Origin of the sequence: uncultured Nostoc sp. (assembly GCF_964245445.1) — a bacterium.
Lineage (GTDB): Bacteria > Cyanobacteriota > Cyanobacteriia > Cyanobacteriales > Nostocaceae > Nostoc.
Genome location: NZ_CAXTNE010000111.1, coordinates 1 through 23,889, shown reverse-complemented (window position 1 = coordinate 23,889; position 23,889 = coordinate 1). Strand labels below are relative to the sequence as shown.

Here is a 23,889-nt window from a genome sequence, read left to right as displayed (position 1 = left end):
GGGAGATAAGGGAGCAAATTCCTCATCTTCCTCATCTCTTCTTCGAGGTACAAGATACTGGCTGCGGTATTGCCCCACAAGAAATTGACTTGTTGTTTGAAGCTTTTGAGCAAACCGAAATCGGCAGAAAATCCCAACAAGGGACGGGACTGGGTTTGGCGATTAGCCGGAAATACGTGCAACTGATGGGGGGAGATATCACTGTCAACAGTATACCGGGTGGCGGTAGTAGATTTGTCTTTAATATTCAGATTGCTCTAGCTTGCCCCAGAGAAATCCCAATAAACCAAATTAGATACCAAATTCTAGCTTTAGCACCGACTGAGAAAGCATACCGCATCTTAGTAGTTGACGACTCCAAAGAAAGCCGATTGTTGCTAGTTAAAATTCTTACATCTGTTGGCTTTGAAGTCAGAGAAGCTATAAATGGTAGTGAAGCAGTTGCTAATTGGGAATCTTGGCAACCACACTTAATTTTTATGGATATACGAATGCCGGTCATGGACGGTTACGAAGCGACAAGAATAATTAAAGGTAAACAAAGAGAGTACGGGGTAGCCAATGCATTAGGGAGGTTCCCAAACTCAAAACAGCAGGTGTCGTCGGGGAGCCAGTACTTTGCTGGAGGATTCCCCGATTCCGGCGAGTGCGAAGTTCTCAAAGTTGTACCCCTATTCAAAAGCCAGCTAGGCGCAGCGTCTCCCACGCTAGAAGCAACTGGTGTCATGGAAAATGATGCAAATGATGTGTCCACAAAGCGATCGCCAACAGCCCTGGCTCCCCCTTCTGACTTTTCTGGGGCAGAGCAGAGTTGCTCCAATACACACACGATCGTTATTGCCCTAACTGCTAGCGCCTTTGAAGAGGAACGCCAGAAAATTTTATCTATTGGCTGCGATGATTTTATTCGCAAGCCATTCATACAAGAAGTATTATTGGAAAAACTGAGCCAACATCTGGGTGTAAAGTATACCAACCAAGTAGAAACCACAAACACAACAGTTGTCGATCAACCTACACAGATATTTATCAGTGTTACCGAACTCCTGAGCCGTTTATCACAAATGTCACCTGAGTGGCTCCAACAGATTTACTATGCCGCAGCTAGCTGTAGCGATGAACTGATTTTAGAGTTACTCAAGCAAATTCCATCAGATAATAGTCAAGTTTTTAAAGTTCTCAGGGATTTAGCGAATAACTACCAGTTTGAGAAAATCATGGAATTGACTAAAACAAACGTAGAATGAATTACGAGCATTTAGACCCTAATAAAAAAGATATTTTGATCGTTGACGATATGGCGGATAACCTCCGGGTTTTATCCTCCATATTGACAAGGGAAGGGTATAGCGTTCGTAAAGCCTTGAATTGGCAAATGGCACTGACAGCCACTCAAACAGTATTACCGGATTTGATTCTACTTGATATTATGATGCCAGAATTAGATGGCTATGAAATTTGTCAAACCTTAAAAGCTTGGGAGCTAACAGCTGATATTCCGGTGATTTTTATTAGCGCTTTAGATGATGTTTTTGACAAAGTGAAAGCCTTTAAGGTAGGTGGTGTAGACTACATCACCAAACCTTTTGAGTTCCAAGAAGTTTTAGTACGCGTGCAAAATCAACTGGCATTGAGGTCAGCGCGATTAGAAATATTGAAGCTAAATGTTGAATTGGAAGATCGAGTAAAACAGCGAACTGGGGAGCTAGAAAAAACTCTCCAAAAACTCCAAGAAGAAATCAATTCCCGCCAGAAATTGCAAAGTCAACTGCTAGACTTAGCGCTGCATGATTCCCTGACTGGATTACCAAACCGAGTTTTGTTTATTAGGCGACTAAAAAATGCTTTAAATCGAGCCAAGGAAGAATCTAGTTATCAGTTTGCACTCCTTTTTTTGGACTGCGATCGCTTCAAAGTTATCAATGATTCCCTTGGACATCTGGTGGGAGATGAATTGCTGATAGCGATCGCTTACCGTCTGCAAGCATGTCTGATACCTACTCATACTTTAGCACGATTGGGCGGTGACGAATTTGGAATTCTCCTAGAAAATATTACAGATATCAATATGGCAATTCAATTTGCCGAACAGATTCTGCAACAGCTATCACTCACTTTTAAGCTGTCCAGATATGAAGTATTTATGAATGCCAGTATTGGGATTAGTTGGGGTAATAAAGATTACGATCGCCCAGAGTATTTGCTACGGGATGCTGATACAGCAATGTATCGGGCCAAGGCTCAAGGAAGAGCCAAATATCACGTTTTCAATCCAGCGATGCATCAAGAAGCTATTCAGCTTTTAGAGTTAGAAAATGATCTGCGAAGGGCTGTTGAAAGGCAAGAATTCCTCGTTTACTATCAGCCAATTATTTCCCTGGTTACAGGCAGAATTTCTGGATTTGAAGCCTTAGTACGCTGGCAACATCCCATTCGCGGTCTGGTTTCTCCCATAGAATTTATTCCTGTGGCAGAAGAAACAGGTTTGATTAATGCCATAAATACTTGGGTATTACAGTCAGCTTGTCATCAACTGAGCATCTGGCAACATTATCTAGTGACACCAGAACCTCTAACTATGAGTGTCAATTTGAGCGCACGGTTATTTTTACAGCCTAATTTAGTAGAACAAATTGACCAAATAATTTATGAAAATAAAATAAATCCTGCATACTTAGAATTAGAAATTACAGAAAGTGTAATCATGGAAAATACTAATGCAATTGAAATAATTCTTCAACAACTAAAGCAGCGCAAAATCAAGTTGATTATGGATGATTTTGGTACAGGATATTCCTCTTTGAGTTACCTACACAGCTTTCCTTTTAATGCCCTCAAAATTGATAAATCTTTCGTTAAACGTATGCAGGAAAATAAAGAGAACATGGGATTAGTACCAGCAATGATTGGCATTGCCAACTCAATGGGAATGAGTGCGATCGCTGAAGGTGTCGAAACACAAGAACAGCTAGCCCAATTGAGAAGTTTAAACTGTAATTTTGCTCAAGGATATCTATTTTCTAAACCCATAGAACAACAATTGGTTATTAAATTACTTGCTCTATCACCTCAATGGTAGCTATCAAATAACACCTATAAAAATTTCATTGTTGACCCTCGGCTAGATAATATATTGCTGTAAGTAGGCTATCAAGTTTGCAAAGTTCCTAATTGACTAAGATAGCATCCTATTTGAGTTGTGAAAATTATCGTAGAGGCGTAGCAGCTTGCCGCAAGCTAACGCCAACGCACAGCGTCTTGCAGAGAAGAGAAGAAGGAAATAAGTTTACTAATCATTTAGGAGTACTATAGCTCTGGTAGCCTGTAAAACTCTCAAGCACTGTGGAATTTAGACTATAAATACAAGTATTTCATTGAAATTGATAAAAGAATTTTAGTACTATTTTAAACAAGTATTTACTATTTTCAACTATTACAAACATAGCTTTTTATACATAATGAATTTAAATCAAATTAATCATCATAAAAGAAATATTTTAGTGGTCGATGATACCCCAGATAATTTGCGGCTTTTATCAGCGATGTTGACTACACAAGGTTTTGAAGTTCGCAAAGCCTTAAACGGTAAAATGGCACTGACTGCGTGCCAAATGATTTTGCCAGATGTGATTTTACTGGATATCAATATGCCCGATATGGATGGCTATCAAGTTTGTCAACAGTTGAAAGCTGATGAAAAAACTTGTGAAGTGCCAGTAATTTTTATTAGCGCCCTAGATGATGTTGTAGATAAGGTAAAAGCCTTTGGTGTTGGTGGTGTAGATTATATTGCAAAACCTTTTCATGGGGCAGAGGTTGTGTTGCGAATTGAAAATCAGATTAATTTACGTTTGCTTCAAGTTAAACTGCAAGAAAAAAACTTTTTACTCCAACAGGCTCTTGACGAGTTGAAAGCCTCTCAAATTAAACAGATTCAGAACGAAAAGATGGTGGCGCTGGGACAGTTAGTGGCTGGGCTTGCTCATGAGATTAATAACCCTATCAGCTTTATTTATGGGAATCTCCAATATGCTAGTCAATATGTGAAAGACCTAGTGAATCTGATCGAGGCTTATCAACAGGAATATCCCAAAGCTACACCAAAAATTCAACAAATAGCCAAAGATATAGACCTGAATTTTATGATTAAGGATCTGCAAAACCTAATAGGTGCAATGTATAGAGGATCTGATCGCATTCAGGAAATTGTACTAGCGCTACAACGCTTTTCTCGGCATGATGAAGCAGAGATGAAGCAGGTAAATCTCCATGAAGACATCGAAAACACTTTGGTGATGTTACAACATAAACTCAGGGAAACAGCAGGCCGTCCCGCAATTGTTGTAGTGAAAGATTACGGTAACTTGCCCTTAGTCACTTGTTATGCGAGTGAATTAAACCAAGTATTTATGCATCTGTTGAATAATGCTATTGATGCAATAGAAGAGGGAGTAGAAAGTGGGGAGTGGGGAGTGGGAAATCTATCTTCTAATCCCTGCTCTCTACTCTCTACTCCCCAAATTCGGATTCACACAGAGGTGACATTGAATATGGTCAAAATTGCGATCGCAGATAATGGCCCTGGTATTGAAGAGTCGTTGCGATCGCGTTTATTCGATCCATTTTTTACGACAAAACCTGTGGGCAAAGGTAGTGGGCTAGGATTATCAATTAGCTATCAAATTATCGTCCAAAAACACCGAGGAAATATTACCTGCACTTCTTCTGTTGGGCAAGGAGCAGAGTTTGCGATCGAAATTCCCATCGAGCAACAAGAGCCTTAGCCAAGAGCGAACTTGGTCAATGAAGAGGACAAGGGACAGGGGGCAGGGGGAGAACCATATACATAAATGTATTGGCTCTGAAACCCTCCATTGCTGGGGGATTCCAGAATCTTTCTCCCTTGCCCCCTGCTCCCTGCTCCCCTGCCTATAAAGGTCATAAGGTTAACGGCAGTTGAACTGTGAACGTTGTCCAGCCCTGAGAACTGGTAACTTCAATTGTGCCTTGGAGATATTCTACTAACTTCTTCACTAATGCTAAACCTAATCCTGTACCGCCATGTTGCCAGCGATCGCTTTGAGGAATCCGGTAAAACGGCTCAAAGATTCGAGATTGTTCTTTTTTAGGGATTATCACCCCAGAATTGCTAATTGCGATTTGAAAGTAGGAAACTTGAAAATTATCTAATACACCAGATTCAGCATCCTCATTTACTAGACTTTTTGTGGTGTCGATGACCCGAACATTTACCGTAATCTGTTCATCAGGAGGGGTATATTTACAAGCATTGTTAAGTAACTCTGAGACAATTTCGGTCAAGCTAGCCAAGTCTGTAACTAAAGATGGTAAATTTGGAGGAACACTAAGTTGGAAAGTCTGTTGCATAGCTCCAGCCCGCTCTTTAAAATACTCGGCAACATGAGGCAGCCAGGTTTGGAGTTGAATTGAAGTTAATTCCAACGGATAGACATCTGCATCAATCATTCGCATATGCAATAGATTGTCTACTAAATCTAGTTCTTGTTCGCACTGTTCACGCAGGATAGTTAAGTAGCGGGCTACAGATTCAGATGGGGAAAGTGCGTTTGAATTTAAGATACCCTGCCGATCAAGAAGATTTTCTAGGGCGGAAATTGCCATTTTGATGTTTGACAAGGGCGTTCGCATTTCATGAGAAGTGGTTGCGAGAAAATCCTCTTTCAACTGGTTTAGCCGTTGAAGTTCTGCCGCTTGAATTCGTAGTTGTTGGGCACGTTCAGTTGCGAGATTGTGTTCTTCAGTTAGCCTTCGTTGCGTGTCATCCCGAAAAACCAGTACAGCTCCTGTAATTACACCACTATTATTTCTCAAGGGAGTAGCGCAATCAGCTATTGGTATAGTTGTACCGTCTCTAGCAACTAGTAAGATGCGACTGCCTAGATACATAGTAGTTTCTTGTTGTAGGGCTGCGATAATTGGATTTTGAGCGGGGATCTGAGTTTGTTCATCAACGAGCTTGAACACATCGGTTAACATTCTTCCCTTGGCTTCATCCCATCGCCACCCTGTCAATGCTTCAGCGACCTGATTTAGGTACTTAATGGTTAACTGAAGATCCACTACAATCACCCCGTCTCCCATTCCTCGAAGGATAGAACTCAAAAATTGCTCATGATCGTAACGATTTAGTGCTGTTTGAATGGCAACGTAAAGTTCTTGCTCCTTGATTGGTTTGAGAATATATCCAAAGGGGGATGTCAGCGTTGCCCGCTCTACAGTACTTTTACCTGAATGTCCCGTGACGTAGATAGCAGGAATCTGCAAATTATGCCAAATTTGCTCTGCTGCCTGGATACCGTCTATTTCACCCCGTAATCTGATATCCATTAAAATTAGGTTTGGGCGCAATTCGGTTGCTTTTACAATTGCCCCTTGTGCAGAATCGGCTATATCTAAAACAGTGTATCCCAGAGACTCTAAACTTTCTTGCAAATTGATTGCAAGAATATATTCATCTTCAACAACAAGGATTCTAACTGTCTCCTCGGTATGTAGATTTGATGAGATGCCAATTGTGTTCATGCCTGGCTGTTTGTAAAAGTAATTTTGAACTGTGTTCCCTGGTGAGAGTCAATTTCGAGCTTTCCTCTTAGTTGCTTGACTAAACCCTGGATAAGAGTTATGCCGAGTGTTTTAGCTTTCTTGCTATCAAAATTTTTAGGTAAACCAATACCATTATCTCGAATAATGAGTGTCAAAGTAGACTCGGATTCTTGATAAAACTTAACCTCAATTTCCCCTCTACGATTACCAACAAAGGCGTATTTCAAAGCATTGGAAACCAGTTCATTGATAATCAAGCCACAGGGAATGGCGGTTTCGATGTCAAGGCTAGCATTATCAACTTGAATCTTCAGTTGAATTTGGCTAGAACTGACGTTGTAAGAATCAAATAAATGAGTTGTTAAATCTGGGATGTATTGCGCGAAATCAATATCAGCGAGGTCTTCAGAACGGTATAACTTTTCATGAACCAAGGCAATGGAGGCAATGCGGTTTTGGCTATCGCGTAAAATTGCAGTTACCAGAGGATCTTGTGTACGTCTGCACTGCATTTGCAGCAAACTACTGACAATTCCTAAATTGTTTTTCACCCGATGGTGAATTTCTTTGAGTAATACCTCCTTTTCTTTCAGAGAGGCTTTGATTTTTTCCTGCGTTTGCTTATGCTCGGTGATGTCTTGTTGGACAGCCACAAGGACGCTTCCATACTCAGGATGCTCAAAAACAGAAACTTTCGCCCTACACCAGAACGGAGTGCCATCTTTCTTAACATTATAAACTTCATAGTTTGCCTCACCGTGTTGCAAGACAGCAGTCCTAATCGCCTGGTAAACTTCTTCAGGCGTAGTATGTTCGTCACCGTAGTTGACAATCGACACATGCTGATTGATTAATTCACCAGGTTCATAGCCAAACATCTGCTCAAATTTAGGATTAGCGTAGACAAACACGCTATCTGTGACATGAATTAGGCAAATTCCCTCTGCCATGTTACGGGCGATTACTGCTTGCAGTTCTAACATCTGTTCAGCGCGTTTGCGATCGCTGATTTCAACTACGACAACGCCCATGCTAATGGGTTGATCGGCTTCAGACTGAATCGGAAAGTAGGAAGCTAACCAAGTCCTGATTACACCGGGGAATTTTGGGGTTTCTCCACTGATTTCCAAATCCAGAATCGATTCACCTGTTCTCAAAACATGTTGAAAGACTTGCTCCTGCTTTGATGCCACATCAGGGACAATTTCCCACGGTCTCTTGCCAATATGCGCGGCTGCGGGAATGCCATTAATTTCTGCTAATGCTTCATTAATCAATGAGTAACGCAGCTGCCGATCCAGAATGGTTATACCAACAGGTGCGTTATTGATGAAAGTATCCAATAACTTTTGCTTGTGAGCCAGTTCTTGCTCCAGAATCTTCCGTTCTGTAATGTCGATCGCTACCCTACCCACTAGCTTTTGTGCAGACAATCCCAGAATCGGGAACTTATATACTAAGAACTCTCCAAGGGTGCCATCTGGTCGGGAAGCAACTTCGATGGCCTCAATTACCTGATTTGTCTGTATAACGGTCTGAATGCGATCAAAATGCTGCCGAGCAATTTCATCTGGATAGAGGTCAAAAATGGATTGTCCAATCACCTGTTCAGGTAGTAATTTAAATGTCCGCAGGTATGTTTGGTTTAAGTAAAGTACACGCCCGTCCGGATCAGTGATCCAAGCTAGCACGGGGCTATTGTTCATAAATGCCTGGAACCGGGTTTCACTTTCTTGCAGGGCTGCTTCTGCTTGTTTGCGATCGCTGATATCAAGAATTATCCCTAACATCCGAACAGGTTCGCCTGCTTCGTTGTAAATGCCGCGCCCTTTCCCAATCAGCCAGTAAACCCTGCCATTGGGATAAATCACTCGATATTCACCTTGAAAATTAGTATGTTGTGCTAGGGCATTTAATACAGCTTGTTCAATTCGGTCAACATCCTCTAGATGAACACGATCGCGCCATAGCTGATAGCTGGCTGTTAATGTTTCTGGCTCTAAACCTAACAAACGAAAATGGTTGTCGTTCCAGATAACTTCATTTGTTTTAAGATTCCAATCCCAGATACCGATGTGGTTAAATTCTAACGTTAGTCTCAGTTGTTCTTCACTTCTGGCTAAGGCTGCTTCGGTTTGTTTGCGTAAGCGAAGCTCATCGTAGACATCGGTGATATCCCGATGAGTACCAGTCATCCGCAAAGGCTTACCCTGTCCATCTCGCATTACAACTTTGCCATAGTTGGCAATCCATTTGCATTCGCCCGATTTAGTTTGGAGTCGATAGTTAAATTTGTAGGGTACTGAATTATCCTTTAAGTGATCTGCCAAGATTTTCTCAACCCAAGGCAGATCGTCTGGATGAACTAATCGCTTCCAGGTAGTAAGATCCTGTGGAAGTTCATCGAAACTGTATCCAAGTATTTCTAAATAGCGGGGGCTGTAATATACCTCTCCAGTGAGAATATTCCAGTCCCATAAAGCATCCCCAGAAGCTTCTAGTGCTAATTGTAATCTCTCTTCACTTTCTCGGAGTTTTTCTTCAGCTTGTTTGCGTTCGCTAATGTCCCCAAGTGAACCAACTAATCGCACTGGATTTCCTTGCTCATTCCAGATAGCTTTGGCCCGCGATCGCACCCAGCGATAACTGTCATCCTTGCACCGCAGACGATATTCAACGTTATAATCTGCAACTTGCCCAAGCAAATAAGCTTCTTGTGCAGCCATTACTCTTGTATAGTCATCAGGATGAATGCGAATACTCCACTGATCATCGCGATCGCTAATTTCATTAGGTTCATATCCCAAGATTGTGAACCAACGCTCAGATCGGAAGGTTTGATTAGTAGATATGTCCCAATCCCAAATTGCTTCATTAGTACCTGCGATCGCTAATTGCCAACGTTCTTCACTTTGGCGCAATGTTTCTTCAGCTTTTTGGCGATCGCGCAATGCAACTTCCCGTCCAGTGACATCTTGGGCAGTACCATAAAGGCGGATTACCTGTCCATCGGCGTTGAATTCTGCATGTCCAATGCCCTCGAAGTAGCGATTAGAACCATCTAACTGGGGGACACGGAGAATTTCTTTGTAGGACTCACCCGTGGCGATCGCTCGCTCAACAACTTGGTGTAATTTCTCCCGATCTTCAGGGTGATACAATTGCAGATTTTCCTCATAGTTCGACTCAACAAGTGTGGGTTCTCGATTAAAGAGGTCGAAAAGCCCCTTCGACCAGGTAATTTTGCCACGACCAAGTTCAAACTCCCAATTACCAAGACCAGCAACTTGCTGGGATTCTTCTAGCAGGGCTTGACTTTTGCGTAGTGTTTCTTCACTGCGCTTGAGATCGGTAACATCTACCACCAGTCCATCCCAAGCCACACGCCCATCCTTCAATTGACGTGGCGTAGAACGAAAATGGAACCATTTGAGTTGACCGCTAGGCGTTCGGATTCGCAGTTGAATATCAAATACAGACAGATTCAAAGCGGACTCTGCAACGGCTGTCTGTAGGCGGGGGATATCCTCTGGGATAAACTGGCTATAAAGCAGAGATGAATCTCTGAGTGCATCTTCTACCTTGACTTCCATCAATTTTTGAATTCCCCCACTCAAGTAGGAAAAGCGATCACTACCATCCAATTCCCGGATCACCCGATAAACTGCGCCATTAGGCAGATTATCTCCAATTAAGTACAACATCACTTCACGCTCATACAAGGCGAGTTCTGTTGCTTTGCGTTCAGTGATATCTCGTCCTTCTGGAATCAACAAAACAACTTGGCCCATCTCGTTTTGCAACGGACGTAGTGAAAAATCGATTGTTGCTACTCGGTTATTTGCGCCGAGAACATCAACTTCATAGCGGACAAATTCTCCTTGAGCTGCACGAGCGATCGCTTGTTTTAATTTTTCTTGAATTTGAGGTGAAATTGTCCACCAGTGTGCTTCCCAAAAAGGGCGATTTATGACATCTTCAAGCTTAAGCCCGCCAAAACTTAGCGCAGTCTGGTTTGCTTCTAATAAAATGCCATCTGGCGTTAGCAGTCCTGTGAATTGGAAAGTGTTATTGAAAATTGCCTGGAATCGGCGATCGCTTTCCTGTAGTGCAATAGTGCGTTCCTCCACTTTGGCTTCTAACTCGGCCTTGAGGGTTTGCAGGTTGTGGTGGAGTTGGGCTTGTTGGATAGCGATCGCTAGTTGCACCGTCAGTTGGTTGAGAAATTCTACCTCAAATGTTTGCCATTGCCGGGGGGCAGAACATTGATGCACAATGAATAACCCCCATACAACTGCTGGAGTCTCTTGGTTCTCTAACAAAATCGGGACAACTAAATTCGCCTTGACTTGAAACTGTTCCAAAAATTGAATATGGCGATCGCTTAAACCCGCTTCGTAGATATTTGTCGCTGCCCAGATTTTTCCTTGGCAGTATTCTTGCTCTTGGCTTTGCTGAAAATACGTATCTTCAATCTCAAGTTCCAAGGCTGGTGTCCATTGGGGTAATACCGACTCCGCTACAATCTTACCCCGCATGTGATGAGTAAATTGATACACCAGCACGCGATCAGCCTTGAGTAACTGGCGGACTTCTTTGACACTCGTAGCGAGGATATCTTGAAACTTCAAGGACTTGCGAATATCAAGAGCGATCGCTCCAATTAACTTTTGTTGTTCTTGTAGCTGTTTTAGCTGCTGCATTAGCTGTAAGTGTTAGCTTTTAACCTACGTACAAGTACCCCATGCCCAATGCCCTGAATCAAGAAATCCGGACTTTTTCTTGATTGCAGACTACTATTTTTAGTCGCATAAACGCATAATAGAATAGTGACTGATCTGTTCGCCCCTTTACAATCTCTCAAACAAGGTGACTGGTTCAAGCTGATCTGCGGAGCCAGCTTCCAGCATTTACCGGCAGTCAGAAGTTTAACGTTAGCCTATACTTTGGCGGGCGCTGACTGCATAGATGTTGCAGCTGATCCAGCAGTGATTGCAGCAGCGCAAGCAGGGCTACTTGTAGCCAAATCTCTGGCTACGGATGCCCAAAAGCGAGGCTTTAGCTACAAAGGTAACTCACCCTTTTTGATGGTAAGCCTGAACGATGGAGAAGACCCCCATTTTCGGAAAGCAGAATTTAATCCTACTGAGTGTCCTACAGACTGCCCTAGACCCTGTGAACGGATTTGTCCGGCACAAGCAATCGTGTTTAACAATGTAAAAGAAAACTTTTCGGGAGTAATATCAGAAAAGTGCTATGGCTGCGGTCGTTGTATACCAGTTTGTCCATATAATATAATTGATACAAGTTCATATATGTCAACGCCGAAAGCGATCGCGCCATTGGTAATGTCAACGGGAGTAGATGCCGTAGAAATCCATACAAAAGTTGGGCGGTTGACAGAATTTGAGCAATTATGGCAGGCAATTTCACCGTGGGCCGATCAATTAAAGCTACTAGCTATCAGCTGTCCCGATGGCGAGGGGATGATTGACTACCTAAGAGCAGTATATGACCTGATTGCCCCACTCAAGAGTGCTTTAATTTGGCAAACCGACGGCCGTCCAATGAGTGGTGATATTGGCGATGGCACCACTTTAGCTGCGGTGAAATTAGGGCAAAAAGTTTTGGCAGCTAAGTTACCGGGATATGTGCAGTTAGCAGGCGGCACAAATAGCTATACCGTTGCTAAGTTAAAGGCAATGGGACTGCTCAAACAGGTAAGGGAGCTCTTAGCTGGGAGCAAGGGGGAAAACTTTTCTCCTCTGCTCCCAGCAAAGAGCCCCTCTGCCTCGATTTCCGGGGTCGCCTACGGTAGCTACGCCCGTGTACTGCTGTCACCAATTCTCGAACAGTTAGAGAATAAGGAGGTAAATAACACCAATGTGCAAGCGAATCTTCGCCTCGAAGAAAATGAAGTATTACTTTGGCAAGCTGTAAAACTTGCCCATTCTCTCGTTTCCCAGATCAAGTCACAGCAGGAGCGTTAATTGCTCGTTTCGGGAAATTACCCAGAGCGGTTTCTCCTGCACGCAAATGTCCTCGCTATCTCTAAAAACGTCACCATAGAAAGCATGACGATTACAGACGATCTCCAAAAGTTATTAGACATTTTGCCCCAAGACCTGCAACAAGTACTAGAGAGTCATCCCAAACGAGATAGTTTAGTAGAAGTGGTCTTGGATTTGGGTCGTCGCCCAGAGGCTCGGTTTCCTAATCAAGCTGAGTATCTGAGCGAAGTACCCGTTACTCAAGAACAGATAGATGATTGTATTCAACGAGTTGGAATCTTTGGCGGAGATAATCGAGCAGGAATTGAGCAAACTTTGCATCGGATCAGCGCCATCCGCAACCGCACGGGTAAGATTATTGGCTTGACCTGTCGCGTTGGTCGAGCGGTATTCGGAACCATTGGCATGATCCGCGATTTGGTAGAAACTGGTAAATCGATTCTCATGCTGGGGCGTCCAGGCGTGGGCAAAACTACTGCCTTACGGGAAATTGCCCGTGTTTTGGCGGATGATCTGCAAAAGCGAGTAGTAATTATTGACACCTCCAACGAAATAGCTGGGGATGGTGATGTTGCTCACCCCGCCATTGGTCGCGCTCGGCGGATGCAAGTGGCTCATCCGAATGAACAGCATCAGGTGATGATTGAGGCAGTGGAAAACCACATGCCAGAAGTCATTGTCATTGATGAAATTGGCACAGAACTGGAAGCTTTAGCGGCTCGTACCATTGCGGAACGGGGTGTACAGTTGGTAGGTACTGCCCACGGGAATCAGATCGAAAATCTGATTAAAAACCCCACCTTGGCTGATTTAGTTGGGGGTATCCAAGCTGTGACGCTGGGAGACGATGAGGCTAGACGGCGAGGTTCTCAAAAAACTGTTTTGGAGCGGAAAGCGCCTCCTACCTTCGAGATTGCTGTGGAAATGTTGGAGCGCCAACGCTGGACAGTACACGAAAGTGTTGCTGACACAGTAGATAATCTGCTGCGGGGGCGTCAGCCTACCCCACAAACGAGAACCGTTGATGACCACGGCAAAATCGCTGTTACAAGGCAGTTAGCTGTTGTCAACGGTCGCGGTGGACAGCTAGCAACAGTAGAAGAATCTTTCCTACCGGCGCGACCGTCTAATGGCTGGCGTTCATCTGGACAAATGGTAGCACTGCCGCAATTGCCTGTAGAGCGGGTAACTGGACGCAGTGAATTTGATCGTTTGCTGGATGAATCCTTCAATTATTCTGAAAGCATTGATTTGGATGCTGCTACAAGAGTGCCAGGGCCAAATGGTGAAGATTTGCCACTGCACGTTTATCCTTATGGGGTTAGTCGCCATCAACTAGAACAGGTAATTAGCGTGCTAACTTTGCCCGTGGTATTAACAAAAGATATAGATAGTGCTGATGCAATTTTAGCACTGCGATCGCACGTCAAAAACCACGCCAAATTACGCCAAATGGCCAAAGCCCGTCATGTACCCATCCATGTGATTAAGTCCAGCACCATTCCCCAAATTACCCGTGGCTTGCGACGGTTGCTGAACATTGATGACCCAGAGATGGCCGATGACCTAGAATTGCAACTGTTTTTGCACAATGGTAGCGATGATGAGATGGATGCTCTTGAAGAGGCCAGACTTGCTGTTGAGCAAATTGTGATTCCTAAAGGACAGCCAGTCGAATTATTGCCGCGTTCTTCCCAAGTCCGCAAAATGCAACATGAGTTGGTAGAACATTATCGCCTCAAGTCGCATAGTTTTGGCGAAGAACCAAATCGGCGATTGCGGATTTATCCGGCGTAACCTCACCCCTACCCCTCTTCGCATTGCGGAGAGGGGATGTCACTAGGAGACACTTGATGTCCTATAGAGAGTTTTCTTTAAGAAAAGTAAAACAAGACTTTAATCTCACCTTAGTAGAAGGTGGGCGATTTTTACCTCCTATAGAACCAATCTCACCTAGTCCTCTGCTAGCTGAATTTTTAGCAGAAAGTATCCAGCTAGCAATTGCAATGGGTTCTGAGAAAGCTAGATCAGAATTGATTATCAGCCCAATTTTGTTTGAAGTCCGAAAAATTTTTAACAGACAAATCAGTTTCTTTTCTGGAGAAGAATTTAATGTTGAACCAGAAGTGGGACTGGCGGGATTTTGCGACTTTTTGATCAGCCTTTCGCTAGAACAGTTATTTATTGAAGCCCCAGCAGTGGTGATAGTGGAAGCCAAAAAGGAAAATCTTAAAGGTGGTTTGGGGCAGTGTATCGCAGAAATGATAGCCGCCCAAAGGTTTAATGCCAAATATGAAAAACCTATTGCTACTATCTATGGTAGTGTTACTAGTGGTAACCTGTGGACGTTTCTCAAGTTGGAGGATAGCACTGTAACTATTGATTTAACTGAATATTTAATTCCGCCAGTAGAGCAAGTCTTAGGTATTTTAGTGTGGATGATTCGCTCACAATCAACTTCTGATTATTGTTAATTTTATCAACCAGTACAAAGTCATAACCAATGAGCTTTTGATTTATAATATCCTGATGGACATCAATATGATTGTCCTAATTGATATTGGCACTCTTAATGAGGTTGATTGAGAAATTAATGGAAAGCGCTCGCGTTTTTGGCTTATGGTGCGATCGCATTACTGATCTTGTGACAAGTAAGAGGTGATTCTTGTTTATCCTGATTATCCGATTTGGTAGAGATTAAGATATTTTTAATTGGAAAACCGGGGCTTTTTCTGCTGAAGCCTCTTCAGCCTAGAAAGCATTTCTTTATGTTTATCTTTTGCTCCTTGTTTTTTGTATAGAGTCGCTGCCTTTTGATAATCTTTAATTGCTTGTTGTTTATTTCGTAAGTTCTTATCATAAACAAAACCACGATTGTTATAGGCATTACCTAAGTTAGGATAAAGGCGAATAACTGTAGTATAATCGTCAATTGCCGCCTGGTATTTTTGTATATAATATTGAGCATAACCACGTTGTATATATGCGTTAACATTTTTAGGCGCAATTTCAATAGCTTGGGTATAATCCTTAATTGCTGCCTGATAATTTTTTTGCGAATAGTGGTCATTACCACGTTTTATATAATCAATATTTTTAGCAGCAATCTTAAGCTTATTTTGTCCTTGATTTTCTAAATTAGTTAGTTGTGTCTCTGGAGAATATTTACAAAATCCTAAAAGCGCAGCAACTACAACAATCACAATAGCAGTAATAACGACGCTTATATTAGCTTGATTATCATAGCCAATAAGTCGCCGAAAAGGTTGAAGAGAAATGTTTTTAGTAACTTCATTCTCGATTCTAGCTACAACTTCATCTTTAAGACTTAAATCATTTTGTAGAGTTTTCAATCTCTCACGCTCTTGCTCACTGAGACTATTACCTCGGCGAATTATCTGAAAAAATTCTTGTTTATACCGTTGTAATTTTTGATTATGTTCTTGCTTGGCTTGGGCAGTTATTTCTTGTTCTATTAATTCTATATCTTGATTTTTTAATTCTAGATTTTGATTAAAGTATTTAGTGTTTGAGTACTCAGAGGATACTCATCCTGAATCGCAGTATAAAAAATCTCCCTATATTCCTGTAAATTTTGATGGTATTGTTTAATTTTTTCGATTATTTCTTCCAGACCTTCAGCTATATTACGAAAAGCTCCATCAGTGTCTGATGATCTCTTTACGGCTATTCTAGATTTCGGCAATGGATTTAAATTACCCAATACTTTCTCCCAGCCATGAACTTCGCGGATGAGCAAAGGTACAACAATAATTTCTTCCTGTTTACCTCGCTGTAATATACGCTGAATTTCAGTAGAAAATGAAGTTGGATTTTGAATTAGAGAAATCAATTGTGGGTTAACAAGTAATGCAACCACATCAGATATGTTTAAAATCTTAAAAGTATGATTATGCTTAAAATTAGCAAAAGTAAATCGCTCCCAACCAAAAATATTGGTGAGAGGTACAGGAATAACAGTAGCTTTTATAGCTTTTTCTCTAGTTTTTGCTAGGTTTATCTCAAATTTATTATTATAGTCTTTGAGATAATTAGGACTAATCAATAGCAGAATTATATGAGATGAGCGGACATCTACATTTGAGCACTAATGTCTGCTATTAGCTTGATATCAGTGCGATCGCTCCTTACTCATTGAAATTGAAATCACAACGTCGGTCTGAGAATTTTGCTATTATTTGCTACTTTAAACTATATGCAAATAATTGAAATTTCTCCATTTCAAGCATTTCGCCGGAGTCTGGTAACGGTGATGCAGGTAGTTCCAGAGCTAGGCTATGTGGCAAGATTGACATTACTGGGTGGTGCAGGCCCAGCGATCGCCATTTGGCTCAACAAGGTGATCATTGATCAAATAACCCGCTCATTGAGCGCGGGAACAACGCAGAATGCGATCGCCCTGATACTTGCCCAACCGCTCCTACTCTCCAGTATTACAGGTTCACTGCTGGTAAGTTTGGTGAGTGATGCGATCGCTAACATCAATAACTTTGTATATACTTCCCTGCGCGATCGCATTCTCAGCTTTATCAGGTCTAAATGCAACCGAGTATGAAGCATCGCAGACAGGTATTTCCATCGAAAATCTATCCTTTACCTATCCCAACAGGGATTGCTCAATCCTGAAAAACATCAACTTGACGATTCACCCCAACGAAATGATTGTATTAGTGGGTGAAAATGGTGCTGGTAAGACCACATTAGCAAAACTGTTATGTCGCCTCTATGACCCTAGCCAAGGTGCGATTATTTGGAATGGGCAGGATTTGCGATCGCGGATTGATGTAGTTATGCAAGATTACGCTCGTTTTCCGACTAATGTACGAGAAAATGTTGCCTTTGGGAATTTACCGAAAATGCAGGATGACGACGCGATTACAGAAGCGATCGCTGAGGCTGGTTTAGCTAGAGTAATTGACAAGCTAGATCAAGGTTTGGAAACTCTCTTAGGCAAACAGCTAGAAGGCGGTATTGATCTATCAGGGGGACAATGGCAGAGGTTAGCGTAGGCGTAGCCCGCCACAGGTATCGCTCGTGCTTTGTTGCGACTGTCTCCAGCCGAACTACTCATACTTGACGAGCCAACAGCGAACCTTGATCCGAAAACAGAATATGAGATTTACAACATTTTGCGTACCCTGGCGAAGGGGAAAATAGCCCTTGTAGTCAGCCATCGCTTCGCCTTAGCAAAACTAGCAGACCGAGTAGTAGTACTAGAACACGGTCAAATTATCGAGGTAGGCACTCATGACGAACTCATAGCATTAGGCGGACAGTATCATTTGATGTTTACTCGTCAAGCTAGTAGTTATAACTGATTGGGGAGTGGGTAAGAAGCAGGGGGCAAAAGGGAGAATAAAAAATTACCTCTTTCCCTTCTGCTCCCTGCTCCCTGCCCCTCTGCCTCTCCCCAAAGCCCAATTTTTATTCTGGTAACTTATATTGCCCAATAATACGTTTGGCAAACTCTGGAACGTGCGCTTCTAATTTCTCTGGATGATTTCGCTTTACATACAAATAATTTCGAGTAAAGTGAGAATCAATCGAAAACCGTGCATATTCTAAACCCTTGGGGCCGATTTTTTCGATCACCACACCCATCAGTTTTGCTGCCCACATTGGGAGAGTAACGCCTTTATCGTAAGCGGGAATACTTTGCTGTACAGCTTCCTTCCGGTTGCCTTTAGACATCACTGGTTGAGTATCTAACTGGTCTTTCACCAAATCCAGCATTTCCTTACCAGTGTCATTTCTAACTACAATCCATTGCCAGCCGAAGGGTGCGCCCATGTAGCCGACAACTAAATCGGCTAGGGAGTTAACGTAATCAAAGCAACTCATACAGGATGGAGCAAAGACATCTTTGAGTTGGTTTGTCTTCAACCCAAAGAAAGGTACTGTTTCTGTTGAGCCATCCTCATGTTTGAAGTGAACCCGGAAGTCTTGCATGAATTCGTAATGCACAACTGTCTCAGGCGATCGGCTGGTGGTTTCTAAGAATTTTTGCAGTCCGGCGCGGTTAACATTATCTACGCAGGGCGTACCCAAAACATACAGCTTTTCTAAACCAAGTTGTTTTTCTACGGCCCGTAATGCCTGGATTTGACAACCAACACCAATTACTAATAGCCGCTTCATCCCCGATTTCTCTATCTGTTCCAACACAGAAAGGTTCGGGGAAAGAGTTGGTTTATTTACCCGCGCTGCTAGTATTTCTTCTGGAGTACGAGCAATGACGGGCATGGGTTGAAAGCGGTCTTCTTTGGTGTTTTGCACGCAAACGACACCTTCAACTATGCCGCGATTGAGCATTTCAATGGCAATGCTGCTAACAATACCCGTCCATTGTGCGCCTTCGATAGGCTGTTGTTTCCGCGCCGCCATCATGTCTTGGTGAACACCAAAGTAGAGTTCATCAGGGTTATCGAGATGGCGCGATCGCGTGTGCGTTTCTTCTTCAAGTTCGCCTATTTGCTGATTAATAAAAGCGCAGGCTTCCTTGACATAGTGAATATAGTATGTATCACATAGTCCACACTCGCTACAGAGTTCTTTAGCAGGGCGGCGGCTGGTAGATTTTAAGGCTCTGGCTTTTTTGTGCTTGCTAGAATCAACTGAAGTCATATAAATTTTTTGTTTTATCCAGGAATCGCTTTTATTACAATACCTTCACTCGCTATGAACTTGACGATAGAGATTGAACAAGAAAAGGATGGACGCTTTTTGGCTGAAGTGATTGGTTTTCCTGGTGTACTGGCTTATGGGCAGACAAAGGAAGAAGCTATTGCAAGAGTTCAAGCATTAGCACTGCGTGTTTTGGCAGATAAGCTGGAACATGGAGAAACAACGCATAGCAGCAGCTAGTGCCAGTGCAGCCCAAAAATTTGATGTTTTTAAGCAAATCGGCATCTTTTGTAAGGAACTTAAACTACCTATAAATAAAACTAGTGACACAAAACTCTAAAACAGGTGCAGCATTTATTGCAGGCGGAACCATCGCAGGTGCTGGTGTTTCCGCAACTGTAGGCGGGATGGGACTAGCAGGCGGATTTGGTGCAGTTGGAATTGGTGCAACTCCTGTAGTGGCTGCTGGCGCTGTGGCTGGTGCAGCTGCTTATGGTGCAATTAATGCGATCGCACAGGGAGATGCAGCTGCCTTTGCTACAATGGGAATTGGTGCAGTCGGCGGTGCTGGTGTTTATAGCGTCGTCGGTGGTATGGGTTTAGTCGCACCTAAAGTAGGGCTGGCATTTGGGATTGGTGCAGTACCGATGGCGGGAATTGGTGCAGTGGTGGGACTCGCCGCCTATGGTATTGCCAAGCTGTTAGATGAATCTGAAATTAGCGAAACTCCAGCACAGCTTTTTGAGCGAATGGAAGAGAAAGTTTTGCTGATGGATTACTATTCTGAAGCAGTGATGGAATTAGAAGCATTTTTATCTGGTGAGGATCTCAATCAAAAATTTGCTGTTTTGGAAGTCGAAGATGAGTTACAAGCACTTAAGGCTGAATTAAAGAAAAAATCAGAATTTGTTACGCCTAAACCTTTTACTCTCAATATTGAAGCAGAAAAAATATCTCTGACAACCCAGCTACCTGAAACCTGGAGATGTGTACGCACACTCAAAGGACACTTAGCGGCAGTTAATGTGATCGCTATCAGTCCTGATAATACTACCTTAATCAGTGGCAGTGATGACACACAAGTTAATTTATGGAATTTGAAAACCGGAAAATGGCTTTACACGTTTTCTGGACAAGCCGAAGCTGTTTTATCTGTTGCTGTTAGCCCTGATGGAAAGCAGATTGCAAGTGCTAGTGTTGATCGCAAAATTAGCACTTGGCAGATGGACACAAAAAAATTTCATCATACATTCTTTTATTTAAACTCTCCCTATAGTCATAATGGTTTTGTTAACTCGATTGCCTACAGTCCTGATGGCGCAATTATTGCTAGTGGTGCTGCCGATAAGACTATAAGAATTTGGGGACGCTACACGGGAACAATAAAACGCACTTTGAATGGACATTCAGATGCAGTTTTGTCTGTTACTATTAGTCCCGATGGTAAAATTCTTGCAAGCAGTAGCGCTGATAAAACTATTAGGCTTTGGGATATCAAAACTTGGCAACAGTGCTATATTCTCACTGAACATTTAGGAGCAGTAAATACAGTTGTCATCAGTCCTAACAGTCAAACTCTTATTAGTGGTAGCACAGACGCCACAATAAAGCTGTGGAATCTCCAAACTGGAAAATTACTCTCCACTCTGACTGGACACTCAACGGCGGTTTTGTCTGTTGCCATCAGCCCCGATGGAAAAATCCTCGTCAGTGCCAGCAGAGACGGTATGATCAAACTTTGGAACCTCCACACTGGGGAACTACTACAAACTCTCTCTGGCTGTAATCCCGTTGCTTTCAGTTTTGATGGCAAGACGCTGGTAAGTGGCGGTAATGGCGGAAGCATCAAGGTTTGGAGTCAAGTGCAAAGCTTTGATAAATTTACTCTCAACCCTGTATTATCTGGGGAATGGTGGAAAGTCTTGGGTGTAAATCAGAGCGATCGCCTCAAAGATGTCAAACTTGCCTACCTTCGATTGGCAAGTTTGTATCATCCTGATATCAACAGTTCTACAATTGCAAAAGCCTCTATGCAAGCAATTAATCAAGCTTATAAAGAATTCCAGGAGCAGTTAAACGCTTACAAATGTCAGTAGGGTAAAATATATAACTCTTAAGAAGTATTGACATCTTGACTTCTTCAAGCGTCCATCTTGCATATTTTGAAAAAACGTTATAAATTATTAGATTATAGGGGAATAATCTGACCTCTTAGTGTCAAAAACTAATCCTTCTCAAGTAAATATACTGTAACCAGTTTTAACTTCATGCAAATCCTAAACAGCACTGAAGATATGTTTTTATTTGGTAAAGCAAAAATTCTGTACATGAAACGGAATAATAAATAATCTAAAAATATATCTTGTGTGACTGTTTTTAAAATCATGTTACCGTTTGTGGTGATGAGCAACAACTAGAATTCACCAAAAGAGTAATCCATTATAAGCAAATTAACTAGTAATAAAGCTGCATGTGTCAGCAGATTTATTCGTTATTAGTTGATTAATTTTTCTCCAAATTATATTTGCTATTCAAAGAATTGTTTTTGTTATGCTGAGAATGGCAAAAATAATAAATGAAGACGCATCTACCACAAATTCACAATCCCAATGGAGCTATTCTGGCGATGCACTTAAACGAATTAGAAACTACTGAAAATTTAAAAGAAGTCGAAGAAGCGTGGCAAACACTAGAAAAATCAATTCTCTATTATCAGGGGCGTCCCGTTGGGACGGTAGCCGCTTATGATGCATCTGTAGAGGCTCTCAATTATGACCAGTGCTTTGTTCGGGATTTTGTCTCCTCAGGTCTAATTTTTCTGATCAAAGGTAGAACAGATATTGTTCGCAATTTCTTAGAAGAAACCTTAAAGTTACAACCTAAAGAAAGGGCATTAGATGCCTATAAACCTGGACGAGGATTAATCCCAGCTAGTTTTAAAGTTATATTAGAAAATGGGCAAGAATATTTAGAAGCAGACTTTGGTGAACATGCGATCGCTAGAGTTACACCCGTAGATTCTTGCTTATGGTGGATTATCTTATTGCGTGCTTATGTAGTCGCCACAGAAGACTTTTCTCTAGCCTATCAACCTGAATTCCAAAATGGTATCAGGTTAATCATGGAAATCTGCTTGGCGAATCGTTTTGATATGTACCCAACGCTATTGGTTCCAGATGGTGCTTGTATGATTGACCGTCGTATGGGCATTTATGGGCATCCTCTAGAACTACAAGTTCTTTTTTACACGGCATTGCGTGCATCTCGGGAACTGCTAGTTTGCCAAGGGAATTCTGATATTGTTGCAGCCATTGATAACCGATTGCCTCTTTTATGTGCTCATATTCGCCAGCATTATTGGATAGATATTAATCGCCTGAATGCAATTTATCGCTTCAAAAGTGAAGAATATGGTAAGGGTGCTGTTAATCTTTTCAACATATATGTAGATTCTGTTCCTTATTATGAATTAGATAAGTGGTTACCAAAAAAAGGTGGTTATCTAGCAGGTAATGTCGGGCCGTCGCAGCTAGATACTCGCTTCTTTTCACTCGGAAACTTAATGGCAATCATTTCAGACTTAGCCACCGAAGAACAGTCACAAGCGATTATGACTCTCATTGAGGATCGATGGGATGATTTGGTGGGAGATATGCCAATGAAAATTTGTTTCCCAGCTTTGGAACATGAAGAATACAGAATTGTAACTGGATGTGACCCCAAAAATATCCCCTGGTCGTATCATAATGCTGGTAGTTGGCCAGTTTTAATGTGGATGTTAGCGGCGGCGGCGGTGAAAACTAACAGAGCAAGTCTTGCACAAAAGGCTATTGAAACTGCCCAAGGACGCCTCAGTACAGATGAATGGCCAGAATATTACGATGGTAAGAAAGGGCGACTGATTGGCAAACAAGCTCGGAAATATCAAACTTGGACAATTACTGGGTTCTTATTAGCAAAAGAACTGATGGCAAACCCCACTTATTTACCATTAATCAGCTTTGGTAAATTACCAGCAGAACAGGTTTCTAGAGCATGTGAATTTGAAATCGCCAGTGTAGACCCGTATCTGTCTCGATAGGGAAGTTAAGAGTTAGGAGAGACGCGATTAATTGCGTCTGTACAAGAGTTGGGAGTTAGAATACAAAAGCCTTCTGACTCCTGAATCCTGTCTCCATGACAAACTCCCGTCAACTAGCTTTTATCGCCCTGCGAGATGTTCACAAGGGGGCTTATGCTGATGTTGCCCTAGATAGAGTGCTGCAAAAAGTTAATTTGGCTGATAGCGATCGCCGCTTGCTGACAGAATTGGTTTATGGGAGTGTCAGAAGGCAGCGCACTCTTGATACTCTCATCGATCAACTCGCCAAAAAGAAATCTCATCAACAACCACAAGACCTTCGCACCATCTTACATCTGGGTTTCTACCAACTGCGTTATCAACAGCGTATTCCCGCCTCAGCTGCTGTTAATACCACCGTCCAACTCGCTAAAGAAAACGGTTTTTCTGGACTCACGGGTTTTGTTAACGGTCTATTACGCCAGTATCTTAGAAAAGCAGGGGAAGCAAGGGGGCAGGGGAGCAGAGGGGTAATTCATCCCCCTCATCTCCCTCATCCCCTCCTCCTAAAATTGCCACTGCTCCCAT

Annotated in this window: 18 protein-coding genes; 13 read left to right on the top strand and 5 right to left on the bottom strand. The window is 42.4% G+C overall.

Annotation, left to right across the window (positions count from 1 at the left end; translation table 11 throughout):
* From ACFE90_RS19060 to ACFE90_RS19050, 3 genes are all read left to right on the top strand, one after another.
* Positions 1–1,247: response regulator (locus tag ACFE90_RS19060; protein ID WP_375503218.1), on the top strand; the 1,247-nt coding region annotated here is incomplete at its 5' end.
* On the top strand, positions 1,244–3,079 hold the full coding sequence (locus ACFE90_RS19055) for an EAL domain-containing protein (RefSeq protein ID WP_375503216.1): 1,836 nt from the start codon (positions 1,244–1,246) through the stop codon (positions 3,077–3,079). The genes ACFE90_RS19060 and ACFE90_RS19055, both read left to right, overlap by 4 nt.
* Before the next feature lie 379 nt (positions 3,080–3,458).
* Positions 3,459–4,784, top strand: coding sequence for a response regulator (locus tag ACFE90_RS19050; RefSeq protein WP_375503214.1), 1,326 nt, complete (start codon positions 3,459–3,461; stop codon positions 4,782–4,784).
* A 154-nt stretch (positions 4,785–4,938) separates the two neighbouring features.
* Here ACFE90_RS19050 and ACFE90_RS19045 read toward each other — a convergent pair whose 3' ends face one another.
* Positions 4,939–6,564, bottom strand: a complete 1,626-nt coding sequence (locus ACFE90_RS19045) for an ATP-binding protein (protein ID WP_375503212.1) — start codon at positions 6,562–6,564, stop codon at positions 4,939–4,941.
* The gene (locus ACFE90_RS19040) at positions 6,561–11,288 is read right to left on the bottom strand and encodes a PAS domain-containing protein (protein WP_375503210.1); all 4,728 of its coding nucleotides are present in this window, start codon (positions 11,286–11,288) and stop codon (positions 6,561–6,563) included. The genes ACFE90_RS19045 and ACFE90_RS19040 overlap by 4 nt, the downstream gene beginning before the upstream one ends.
* Positions 11,289–11,414: 126 nt before the next feature.
* On the opposite strand from ACFE90_RS19040, the gene ldpA reads away from it, so the two are divergent.
* From ldpA to ACFE90_RS19025, 3 genes are all read left to right on the top strand, one after another.
* Complete coding sequence (gene ldpA, locus ACFE90_RS19035) at positions 11,415–12,575, top strand: circadian clock protein LdpA (protein WP_375503208.1); 1,161 nt, start codon at positions 11,415–11,417, stop codon at positions 12,573–12,575.
* An 84-nt stretch (positions 12,576–12,659) separates the two neighbouring features.
* A complete protein-coding gene (locus tag ACFE90_RS19030; protein WP_375503222.1) occupies positions 12,660–14,393 on the top strand; it encodes a R3H domain-containing nucleic acid-binding protein in 1,734 nt (577 codons plus the stop codon).
* A 56-nt stretch (positions 14,394–14,449) separates the two neighbouring features.
* Positions 14,450–15,070 carry a hypothetical protein gene (locus tag ACFE90_RS19025; RefSeq protein WP_375503206.1) on the top strand — a complete coding sequence of 207 codons (621 nt, stop codon included), beginning with the start codon at positions 14,450–14,452 and terminating at the stop codon, positions 15,068–15,070.
* Between the two features lie 234 nt (positions 15,071–15,304).
* Here the strand turns inward: ACFE90_RS19025 and ACFE90_RS19020 are convergent, their stop codons facing one another.
* Positions 15,305–15,949, bottom strand: a complete 645-nt coding sequence (locus ACFE90_RS19020) for a tetratricopeptide repeat protein (protein ID WP_375503204.1) — start codon at positions 15,947–15,949, stop codon at positions 15,305–15,307.
* 149 nt (positions 15,950–16,098) lie between these two features.
* Positions 16,099–16,662 (bottom strand): hypothetical protein, encoded by a 564-nt coding sequence (locus ACFE90_RS19015; protein ID WP_375503202.1) that lies wholly within the window; start codon positions 16,660–16,662, stop codon positions 16,099–16,101.
* 150 nt (positions 16,663–16,812) lie between these two features.
* Here ACFE90_RS19015 and ACFE90_RS19010 point away from each other — a divergent pair, with 150 nt between their 5' ends.
* The 3 genes from ACFE90_RS19010 to ACFE90_RS19000 are packed head-to-tail and all read left to right on the top strand — an operon-like array spanning position 16,813 to position 17,935.
* Entirely contained in the window at positions 16,813–17,172 is a 360-nt protein-coding gene (locus ACFE90_RS19010) for a hypothetical protein (protein ID WP_375503200.1), read from the top strand.
* Positions 17,108–17,626 carry an ATP-binding cassette domain-containing protein gene (locus tag ACFE90_RS19005; RefSeq protein ID WP_375503198.1) on the top strand — a complete coding sequence of 173 codons (519 nt, stop codon included), beginning with the start codon at positions 17,108–17,110 and terminating at the stop codon, positions 17,624–17,626. Before ACFE90_RS19010 ends, ACFE90_RS19005 begins: the two co-directional genes overlap by 65 nt.
* Before the next feature lie 33 nt (positions 17,627–17,659).
* A complete protein-coding gene (locus ACFE90_RS19000; protein ID WP_375503196.1) occupies positions 17,660–17,935 on the top strand; it encodes a hypothetical protein in 276 nt (91 codons plus the stop codon).
* Between the two features lie 106 nt (positions 17,936–18,041).
* On the opposite strand, the gene ACFE90_RS18995 is transcribed toward ACFE90_RS19000, so the two are convergent.
* Positions 18,042–19,241, bottom strand: a complete 1,200-nt coding sequence (locus ACFE90_RS18995; protein WP_375503194.1) for a Coenzyme F420 hydrogenase/dehydrogenase, beta subunit C-terminal domain — start codon at positions 19,239–19,241, stop codon at positions 18,042–18,044.
* A 54-nt stretch (positions 19,242–19,295) separates the two neighbouring features.
* On the opposite strand from ACFE90_RS18995, the gene ACFE90_RS18990 reads away from it, so the two are divergent.
* The 4 genes from ACFE90_RS18990 to ACFE90_RS18975 all read left to right on the top strand — a co-directional run.
* Positions 19,296–19,481 (top strand): type II toxin-antitoxin system HicB family antitoxin, encoded by a 186-nt coding sequence (locus ACFE90_RS18990; RefSeq protein WP_375503192.1) that lies wholly within the window; start codon positions 19,296–19,298, stop codon positions 19,479–19,481.
* A gap of 83 nt (positions 19,482–19,564) precedes the next feature.
* Positions 19,565–21,337: a DnaJ domain-containing protein gene (locus ACFE90_RS18985; protein WP_375503190.1), complete on the top strand. Its 1,773-nt coding sequence runs from the start codon at positions 19,565–19,567 to the stop codon at positions 21,335–21,337.
* A gap of 530 nt (positions 21,338–21,867) precedes the next feature.
* Entirely contained in the window at positions 21,868–23,322 is a 1,455-nt protein-coding gene (locus ACFE90_RS18980) for a glycoside hydrolase 100 family protein (RefSeq protein WP_375503220.1), read from the top strand.
* 95 nt (positions 23,323–23,417) lie between these two features.
* Positions 23,418–23,889, top strand: a 472-nt coding sequence (locus ACFE90_RS18975; RefSeq protein WP_375503188.1) for a transcription antitermination factor NusB, incomplete at its 3' end; no start/stop codon positions are given.

Excerpts from the sequence above, each read along its gene's own strand:
- ACFE90_RS19055 (WP_375503216.1), top strand. The coding sequence starts at position 1,244 with ATGAATTACGAGCATTTAGACCCTAATAAAAAAGATATTTTGATCGTT.
- ACFE90_RS19050 (WP_375503214.1), top strand. The coding sequence starts at position 3,459 with ATGAATTTAAATCAAATTAATCATCATAAAAGAAATATTTTAGTGGTC.
- ACFE90_RS19045 (WP_375503212.1), bottom strand. The coding sequence starts at position 6,564 with ATGAACACAATTGGCATCTCATCAAATCTACATACCGAGGAGACAGTT.
- ACFE90_RS19040 (WP_375503210.1), bottom strand. The coding sequence starts at position 11,288 with ATGCAGCAGCTAAAACAGCTACAAGAACAACAAAAGTTAATTGGAGCG.
- ACFE90_RS19030 (WP_375503222.1), top strand. The coding sequence starts at position 12,660 with ATGACGATTACAGACGATCTCCAAAAGTTATTAGACATTTTGCCCCAA.
- ACFE90_RS19025 (WP_375503206.1), top strand. The coding sequence starts at position 14,450 with ATGTCCTATAGAGAGTTTTCTTTAAGAAAAGTAAAACAAGACTTTAAT.
- ACFE90_RS19010 (WP_375503200.1), top strand. The coding sequence starts at position 16,813 with ATGCAAATAATTGAAATTTCTCCATTTCAAGCATTTCGCCGGAGTCTG.
- ACFE90_RS18995 (WP_375503194.1), bottom strand. The coding sequence starts at position 19,241 with ATGACTTCAGTTGATTCTAGCAAGCACAAAAAAGCCAGAGCCTTAAAA.
- ACFE90_RS18990 (WP_375503192.1), top strand. The coding sequence starts at position 19,296 with ATGAACTTGACGATAGAGATTGAACAAGAAAAGGATGGACGCTTTTTG.
- ACFE90_RS18980 (WP_375503220.1), top strand. The coding sequence starts at position 21,868 with ATGCACTTAAACGAATTAGAAACTACTGAAAATTTAAAAGAAGTCGAA.